Source organism: Vibrio sp. 1562, from assembly GCF_033340155.1.
In the GTDB taxonomy this organism is placed as follows: domain Bacteria; phylum Pseudomonadota; class Gammaproteobacteria; order Enterobacterales; family Vibrionaceae; genus Vibrio; species Vibrio alginolyticus.
This window is the reverse complement of record NZ_JAWOVY010000045.1, coordinates 1-8,124: the sequence shown is the minus strand read 5'-3', so window position 1 is coordinate 8,124 and position 8,124 is coordinate 1. Positions and strand designations below refer to the sequence as shown.

6 protein-coding genes and 2 pseudogenes are annotated in these 8,124 nt (G+C 43.4%); 6 read left to right on the top strand and 2 right to left on the bottom strand.

The genetic code is table 11. From position 1 onward, the window contains the following. The 6 genes and pseudogenes from istB to R7Z49_RS22550 form a co-directional block, all read left to right on the top strand. Window positions 1-568: IS21-like element helper ATPase IstB (gene istB, locus R7Z49_RS22575; RefSeq protein ID WP_318112076.1), on the top strand; the 568-nt coding region annotated here is incomplete at its 5' end. 204 nt (window positions 569-772) lie between these two features. Beyond that, window positions 773-1,324: a TetR/AcrR family transcriptional regulator gene (locus R7Z49_RS22570; protein ID WP_318112075.1), complete on the top strand. Its 552-nt coding sequence runs from the start codon at window positions 773-775 to the stop codon at window positions 1,322-1,324. Between the two features lie 166 nt (window positions 1,325-1,490). Then, window positions 1,491-3,041: a methyl-accepting chemotaxis protein gene (locus R7Z49_RS22565; RefSeq protein WP_213966092.1), complete on the top strand. Its 1,551-nt coding sequence runs from the start codon at window positions 1,491-1,493 to the stop codon at window positions 3,039-3,041. Further along, window positions 3,038-3,964: a chemotaxis protein gene (locus R7Z49_RS22560; RefSeq protein ID WP_258500906.1), complete on the top strand. Its 927-nt coding sequence runs from the start codon at window positions 3,038-3,040 to the stop codon at window positions 3,962-3,964. The genes R7Z49_RS22565 and R7Z49_RS22560 overlap by 4 nt, the downstream gene beginning before the upstream one ends. A 19-nt stretch (window positions 3,965-3,983) precedes the next feature. Beyond that, a complete protein-coding gene (locus tag R7Z49_RS22555; protein WP_258500905.1) occupies window positions 3,984-5,138 on the top strand; it encodes a protoglobin domain-containing protein in 1,155 nt (384 codons plus the stop codon). Window positions 5,139-5,140: 2 nt separating this feature from the next. Then, window positions 5,141-6,358 (top strand): annotated as a pseudogene (locus R7Z49_RS22550) (methyl-accepting chemotaxis protein); the annotation flags it as partial. Window positions 6,359-6,637: 279 nt separating this feature from the next. Here R7Z49_RS22550 and R7Z49_RS22545 read toward each other — a convergent pair. Both R7Z49_RS22545 and R7Z49_RS22540 read right to left on the bottom strand, forming a co-directional pair. Further along, window positions 6,638-7,078: pseudogene (locus tag R7Z49_RS22545) on the bottom strand (transposase); the annotation flags it as partial. Window positions 7,079-7,128: 50 nt separating this feature from the next. Continuing rightward, window positions 7,129-7,716 (bottom strand): hypothetical protein, encoded by a 588-nt coding sequence (locus tag R7Z49_RS22540; protein ID WP_213966098.1) that lies wholly within the window; start codon window positions 7,714-7,716, stop codon window positions 7,129-7,131. Between the last annotated feature and the right edge of the window lie 408 nt (window positions 7,717-8,124).

Below are 8,124 nucleotides of genomic sequence, written 5' to 3'. Positions count from 1 at the left end.
ACGCGACAGATTGCATATTTTTACAACGAACTATGACCGAATTATCGAGGTTGGTGCTGAACTTGCTGGTTTAAGACCACGCGGTTTAAGCCAATCCGTGATAGCCGGTTTACTCAGCTGCGGTTGGGTAACGAAGCATCAAAATATCCTGATCACTGGCCCCTGTGGCAGCGGTAAAACCTACCTTGCGTGTGCTCTGGCACATACTGCGATCTTAAAAGGCCACAGCGCAAAGTATTACCGGCTCTCGCGCTTACTGATGGAACTAAGCCAACACAAAGCGGATGGCAGTTACAGCAAAGTATTAAAACAGCTAGCAAAATACGACATCCTGATCCTGGATGATTGGGGGTTGGAGCCGTTAAAAGCGGCACAGCGCGACGATCTGATGAAGATCATGGATGATCGACATCAGCTAACGTCAACGATTATGGTAAGCCAGTTGCCAACAGAGGAATGGTATCAGGCAATTGGCGATAACACGCTGGCAGATGCCATCCTAGACAGGTTAGTGCACAACGCCCACAAGCTAAAACTCAAAGGAGAATCGATGCGAAAAGTCACATAAGAGTTGACTGAAGATGAACACCTAGGTTAAAACAGAACTGAGCCCAATGCGGGAAATGCTGGGAGTTCATATTAACCAGAATCGGTGTTCACATAAATCAGAATGCGCATTTGAGATCAAAGTCATCTTTTGTGAGCTAAATTAAGATGCCCCCTGAAGGAACTTTGAGGATAATCTCGCTTTAATCACAAGGAGCTCTGCTTAATGAAAGCAAAGATCGTTGAATCCGCTATTACTCTTATCGAGTCAGGTGAAATAGACAAATTTTCCGTAACTCAGGTCGCTAAGTACATGGGTATTTCTCAGGGAAACTTGACCTATCACTACCCAACTAAGCAGGCTTTAGTTGAGGCAATTATTGATAGACTTCTCGAAAGACACACGATACTGCTTCCTGAATCGTTTTACAAAAACTTTGATGCTAAAAACACCTTGGTTTCGGATGATGCACTAGAGCATTTTATGCGATGGACATCTCAGCGAGAGGTTGCTAACATAATGGTGTTTATCTGGAAACAGGCAATTAACTCCCCAGAAATTGCGCAAAAACTGGCTAAGTACTACAGAACGATAATATTTAAGCAAATTGATGGTGCTGGTGTAGCTCAAACTCAAACAGACAAAATCAATCACATTATCTTGCTGTCATCGATGGTCGTTGGGCTCATACCACTGATGGGGTTAGGTCGTATAACATTTGACATCAATGAACTCGTAGCAAATGCCAAGTTGATAAATCAGAAGCTAAATCGGTAATGTAAACTTTTAAATACACTCCACATAGCACAGTAAATAAGGATGGCGCAATCAGTTTGCACAAATTCGGTGCATACAAATATTGACTAATATATCTAGGTTAATCCACCTACATGATGTAAAATTTGTATATTTAGTTTAGTAAATATACACGCGAATGCTATCTATGCGTAAAAACCTCCCTGTTACATCTAACGAAAAAACTTTCCCATCGTCTGTGAAGCTGATTTCAGTTACGGATAAAAACGGCAATATTGTTGATTGTAATGACGCTTTCGTTGAGGTCAGCGGATTTTCCAGATCGGAGTTAATTGGCCAGCCACATAATATTGTTCGACATCCCGATATGCCAGCGATGGCTTTCAAAGTGATGTGGTCACATCTAAAAGAGGGTAAAGCATGGATGGGGTTGGTTAAGAACCGTTGTAAGAATGGTGACTTTTACTGGGTAGACGCTTATGTGACACCCGTGACAGCTAATGGACAAGTTATTGGGTACGAATCTGTTCGTTCAAGCCCAAGAGCAGAAGATGTACAAAGAGCAGACAGATTATACCGCCGCTTGAGTGCGGGAAGTAATTTACCTAAACCGTTACCTATATCGCTGCCTAACATTTTTTTAATGGTGTCTGTCGCTATCGCGCTTGCGACATTCTTTTTTGGTTACAAAGAGTTATCAGGGAGTTTGTTGCTCGCCGTCATTGCGATCTATGCAATTTGGGTCAATGTGAAAGACCACGCCAGAGCGTCTGACTTAAAGAAATTACTAAGCCGTTCTTTCTCGCATGAGCTCGCAGTTCTCACTTACACCAATAAGTCCGGACTTACTGGCGCATTAGAAGTCTCTATATTGAGCCAGCAAGCTCATCTGACAACCATTATCAACCGCATTGATGATGCCGCGAAAAGAGTATCGCGCGAAACACTTTCCTCATTTGACTTGGTTAAACAATCTAAGCAGGTTATTGATCACCAGCAATCTGAAACGATTCAGGTTGCTACAGCGATGAATGAGATGACGACAACTATTTCAGAGGTATCGCATCATGTTTCCAATACCGCTTCACAAGCTGATAAAGCATTTAATCTGGCCGAAACCGGTGGAGGACTCTCCAAAACAACAAGCGCCTCTATTGAAAAACTTAGAGCAACTGTCCAGACCATTTCGAAATCCGTTGTTGATGTAGAGCTACAAACGACGAAAATTGCCCAAGCAGCTCAAATAATTGAACAGATTGCTGAACAGACCAACTTACTTGCGCTAAATGCTGCTATCGAGGCAGCGCGTGCCGGCGAGCAAGGCCGAGGTTTTGCCGTGGTTGCTGAAGAGGTGCGTAATCTTGCAAAACGTACCCAAGATTCTACGAAAGAAATATACGAAATTGTCAGAGCTCTCTCACTAAAATCCAGCGATGCCGTTAAAGTAGCTGAATCAGGTGCTTCTGACGCTGACGAGGGGCTGTCAAAAGTTATTGAGAGTGGAGATATGCTGCAAGGCATCGTTGCCTCAGTCGGGCATATATCCGATATGACGACACAGATGGCAGCAGCTGTAGAGGAGCAAGCTCATGTGGCTGAAGATATCAATCGCCAGGTTGTAAGTATTTCAACATTGGCCGATGAAAGCGCCAATTCTGCTGATAAAGCAGCAAGCTCTCTAGAGCACCTTAAGAAAATATCTGAAGAGCTACACGAGCTGGTGGTGCGTTTTAAATGAATATGTTAATGAAGTCTATTGACCAAAGGACAAATCTGGCAGGTCGAAATCGCTTTGAAATGCTCCTCTTTAGCCTGAATGGTCATCAGCGTTTTGGCATCAACGTCTTTAAGGTTCGGGAAGTAATTCGTGTACCTGAGCTCATTGAAATGCCAGGAGCCCATTCTTTTATAAAGGGCATTGCGCAGCTTCGTGGCAATCCAGTTATCGTTATCGACCTGAGTGAAGCTACGACAGGTAAGCCGATACGTTATCCCGAACAGGCTTTTGTGATTGTGACGGAATACAACCGCCATATCCAAGGCTTTCTGGTTTCGGCAGTTGATCGCATCGTTAATCTGGACTGGAGTCAAATTCAACCTCCACCTCAAGGAGCAGGGCAAAGTCATTACCTAACTGCAGTGACAGAGATTGAAGGCAAGCTCATTCAAGTCATAGATGTTGAAAAAGTGTTCTCGGAAATCATGCCCAACGACCATGAAATTGAAGCTGAAACGGCGCAACAGCTTAAAGGGTTCAACACCTCTGAGATTGAAGTATTGGTTGTGGATGATTCAGCAGTGGCCAGAAATCAGATTAAACGCGTGTTAGACAGTGTAAATATCCCGTCTAAACTGGTTAATGATGGCCAATCTGCAGTTCAATATTTACAAGACTTTGCGGCAAAACATAAAGCAGTAATTGCAGAGAGAATACCTTTGATCATTTCTGATATTGAGATGCCAATAATGGATGGCTATACACTGACATCCGCGATTAAATCTGAACCACTTTTAAAAGATATTCACGTCGTTTTGCACTCTTCATTAAGTGGTGTGTTTAACGAGTCTATGGTTAAGAAAGTCGGCGCAGACCAATTTATCGCTAAGTTTCATCCCGATGAATTGTTACAAGCAATTAATCACTGGTTGTTAATGAAGTAAAGACAGGTGCGCTATGAGAGTGGAAGAAGTACTAAAGCGATTAAACATCAACCCGGTCTCTTTTGATGAGCGTAAAGCTCTTATTAATCTTTCAACTACCGAGATTCAATTGCTCGAAGCCATTCATAAACCGCTTTATGCCTATGAGAATGAGCTTATTCATGCTTTTTATCAGCATCTTTTAAAGTTTGACCATGCATCGAAAATGCTGCATGACGTTAACCTAATGGGCAAACTTCAAGAGACACAAAAACTGTACTTTAGGAAATTAACTGCCGGCGATTATGGATTCGACTACGCCCAAGATCGTATTAGAGTGGGCATTGCGCACCAAAGAGTTGGTTTGACGCCACAATGGTATATTGGGGCTTACGGTGTTTACTTAGATCTCGTTTGTAAATTCGTCAGTGTGATATTGAATAGCGATAAGGAGCGTATCGAGCCAACGTTAACTGCGCTCTACAAAGTCGCGCTGCTGGATATCACCCTCGCCTTTGACGCCTACATGTACGCTAGCCACCAGACACTTGAGCAGTCCAGGCAGCAGATTTCTGACAAATACGATTTTCAAATTCGCACTATCAATGCCATCGCTAAGATTCAGCGCGCTTTTATACTGAATGAGTCGTATGGCAGTGCACTTAGCCTTTTACTTAATGAGCTCATCGCTCTGACAGATAGTCAGTTCGGTTTGATTGGTGAGGTGCGGGAAGACTCGCAACTACGACCATATCTGAAAGTCCGCGTCTTGACAAATATCAGCTGGGATCATCAAACCCGTGAGCTATATGAAGAAAGTAAGGCGGATGGCTTAGAGTTCCATAATCATCACAATTTACTGGGTGAAGTATTAACAACCGGCCAAGCTGTTATCTCAAACAATCCTCAGGATGATTCTCGAGCTGGTGGCACACCACATGGTCATCCCAAGCTCTCCTCCTTCCTTGGATTACCAATACTTGATGATGAAAAAAACCTCGCCATTGTTAAAACCATTATTTCAACAGCAAAGATTTTTGGCTTGAAAACTCTTGCTGAGGGAATTGAAACTCAAGAAATTGCGATGCTACTGGCAGAACTGGGTTGTGATTGGGGGCAAGGTTACTACTTTGATAAGCCTCTCTCTGTTGACCAGTTTGAAAAATTACTTTTGAGTTATAAAAGAGAATACTGATTATGTTCGACTTTCTAAAGAAAACACCCACATTAATAGAACCAATAAAAGTTTCTGATGAAAAACTCCTCTTTAATGCTATGTTAAACGCTACCGCGATGGTGATTTTTAATCATTCAGGCGAAATACTTGAAGTGAGTCAGAAGTTTGCTGACTTTATGGGGTACAGTAAACAGGAACTTCTGGGCCAGCATCACCGCATTTTGTTTGAGACTGCCTATACATCGAGGCCCGAGTATACAACCTTCTGGCGAAATCTTCTTGAGGACAAACCGCAGCGAGATACCTTTAAATATATAAAGAAGAATAGAGAAACTATCTTTGTCGGCGCACGTTATGTGCCAATTAAGGATGCACAAGGTAAGGTGTATCGTGTTGTTAAATTGGCTTTTGATGTCACCGCGCAGCATAACGAATCTGCATCGCAGAATGCCGTTTTTACTGCACTTAACCGCTCTCAGGCTTTAATTGAATTCACCCCAGATGGCATAATCACCAATGCTAACCAGAATTTTCTTATTGCTATGGATTGCAAACTGGAACAGATAAAGGGTAAACACCACAAAATCTTCTGTGATGAAAACTTTTATCGTGATAACCCAAATTTCTGGCGCAACTTGGCTAACGGTAACTATCAGGCAGGTCGATTTCTAAGAAGAAGTCTGTCTGGCAGGAGCGTCTGGCTTGAAGCAACTTACAACCCCATTCTTGATGGGCAAGGTAAAGTCTATAAAGTGATAAAATTTGCGTCAGATATTTCTGAGCGCGTCAATAACGCCATTAATACAGTGAACCTCGCGGCGCAAACATCCGAAAAGACATCGGCGTTAACAACAACGGCAATGCGAGAGCTGGATAACAGCGTGAATACCAGTGTTCAAATCGCATCACAGGTTGAAAATACTGCACAAGTAGGACAAGAGCTAAATCTGAAATCAAAGAATATTCAGGAAATAGTAACCACCATACGTTCTATTGCAGATCAGACAAACTTATTGGCACTTAATGCGGCGATTGAAGCTGCAAGAGCCGGAGATTCCGGCAGAGGGTTCGCAGTTGTTGCAGACGAAGTAAGAAAGCTTGCCGCCAGATCGGCTTCCGCAACCTCCGACATTGCTGAAGTTGTCAAAGAAAATGCTGGGCTGATTGATAAAATTGACACCGGTTTAAAAGAGATCAATGTGATAGCTAAAAAGGGTCATGAATCGATTGAACATGTCGAAAAAGCCATTGAGAGCGTGAATGAGAGTATTAGCGAGCTTGTTGCAACAGTTGAATCCTTGAAAACCTAGCCTTACTAAAATAACTCGGATACCAGGAAAAACTTAAAATGCATGTGCAACTGACTTAGCCGTAAGAACGAGACTATAAAATCTTCTGTGTAAGTGGCTGTTTATCATAACGATACTCGGTCACCGTACATGGTCATAAACTGCATCATCACTTGGGAATGACCGTCTAGTCTTGGTGACCTGACGCAGGCTGGCATTGAGCGATTCGATGGCATTGGTGACCTGTGATATAAACGTCGGCGAGACTTCAACACCATAGGCTTCTTCAAAATGGGCCTGTATATCACGGGTAGACATGCCTCTGGCATACAAGGAAACGATGCGCTCATCAAAGCCACCGAGCTGTTTCTCGCCTTTCTTGATGAGCTTAGGCTCAAAGCTGCCATTGCGGTCTCGCGGTGTTTCAAGCTCAATGTCGCCGTGAATGCTACGTACTGATTTACGGCTTTTACCGTTGCGGGAGTTACCGCTGTTATTACCGGCGGCATCATGTTTGGCATAACCAAGATGCTGCTCCATCTCTGCTTCAAGAGCACGTTCGGCAAGCTTTTTGGTCAACTGCTTAAGGATACCTTGCTCACCAAGCAGGTCTTCCGGGGATTTGTAGTCAGCTAATAACTGGTCGATAAGCTGGTCTGATACTGGCATTCTTTATTCCTTTCACATACATGGATAGAATGCCATTTACACAGATTTTTTTACACTCTCTCTTCAGTGATATCGTCATCGGTTGAAGGCACCGCTTGCTCAACTTCTGCTTCTTTACCCTTGGCTTGAGCTGATTTTCGTGCTCGAATTTCGATATCAATAATGCGCCTAGCCAGTTTGATAATGCGCTGTTGCCATGCGTAGTTACCATCAACACGTTGCTTGTTGCTAAGCACGCTAGATAACCAGAGTGTGTCCATTGAGATCATCAACGCATCGAGTTTGCGAACTAAGCCGACAAACTGGCCAACCTGGGGCGAACTTATTTTTGCGTTGAAGGTTATCGGGTCGGTGTAGTCAGGTACTTCATCGATGCCGTTGGACTCCATCAGTTTGTCCAAACGAGCTTGTTCGTTGTCTACCGCTTTAGCGCAATCCTCGATCAACTGGCTAATGATCTGTTCCACTTCATCAATTTCGCTCTCATCGCCAATGATGCGCAAGATGACATCGATTCCGTAAAGCGCACTGACCGTCCGTTTAAAAACACGGTCAACGACACGTTGCGCCTGTAAGCTGTTAATTGTGAATGATTGTTCAAAGATGGGTTTTGAGTAATTGGGTTTTGCTTGGGCCATAAGTTTGCTCCTGATATGACAATAATCAGTCCCTAGCCTAATCCTCTGTGAGGTAATGGCCTTTCAGCTAGGTGGAAGAATTGAGCATCTTTCTAACTATCCTGTCTGGATAAGACGGTTACACTGACTATCAAATATTGCTGATCTGCTTCAGTGATATATGCGCCTGAGAGCATGAGCTCAAAGGAAGCCCGCCGTTGAGTTTTCTCAGTGGTACTAAGAGGTAGCTAGCCTCTTTAAACAAATAGCCTGCATGTTTTTACATGCGCAACCATGCGTTACTTATGGTTCGCCTTTTCACCACCCAACTGGGGGGAGTTTTCCCCAGTTGGGGGTGACTCCTTCACAACCAAATTAAGGAGTCACCAATGGAATATATCTTCGGATTTATTATCCAAATCGCAGGCA

Excerpts from the sequence above, each read along its gene's own strand:
- R7Z49_RS22570 (WP_318112075.1), top strand. The coding sequence starts at position 773 with ATGAAAGCAAAGATCGTTGAATCCGCTATTACTCTTATCGAGTCAGGT.
- R7Z49_RS22565 (WP_213966092.1), top strand. The coding sequence starts at position 1,491 with ATGCGTAAAAACCTCCCTGTTACATCTAACGAAAAAACTTTCCCATCG.
- R7Z49_RS22560 (WP_258500906.1), top strand. The coding sequence starts at position 3,038 with ATGAATATGTTAATGAAGTCTATTGACCAAAGGACAAATCTGGCAGGT.
- R7Z49_RS22540 (WP_213966098.1), bottom strand. The coding sequence starts at position 7,716 with ATGGCCCAAGCAAAACCCAATTACTCAAAACCCATCTTTGAACAATCA.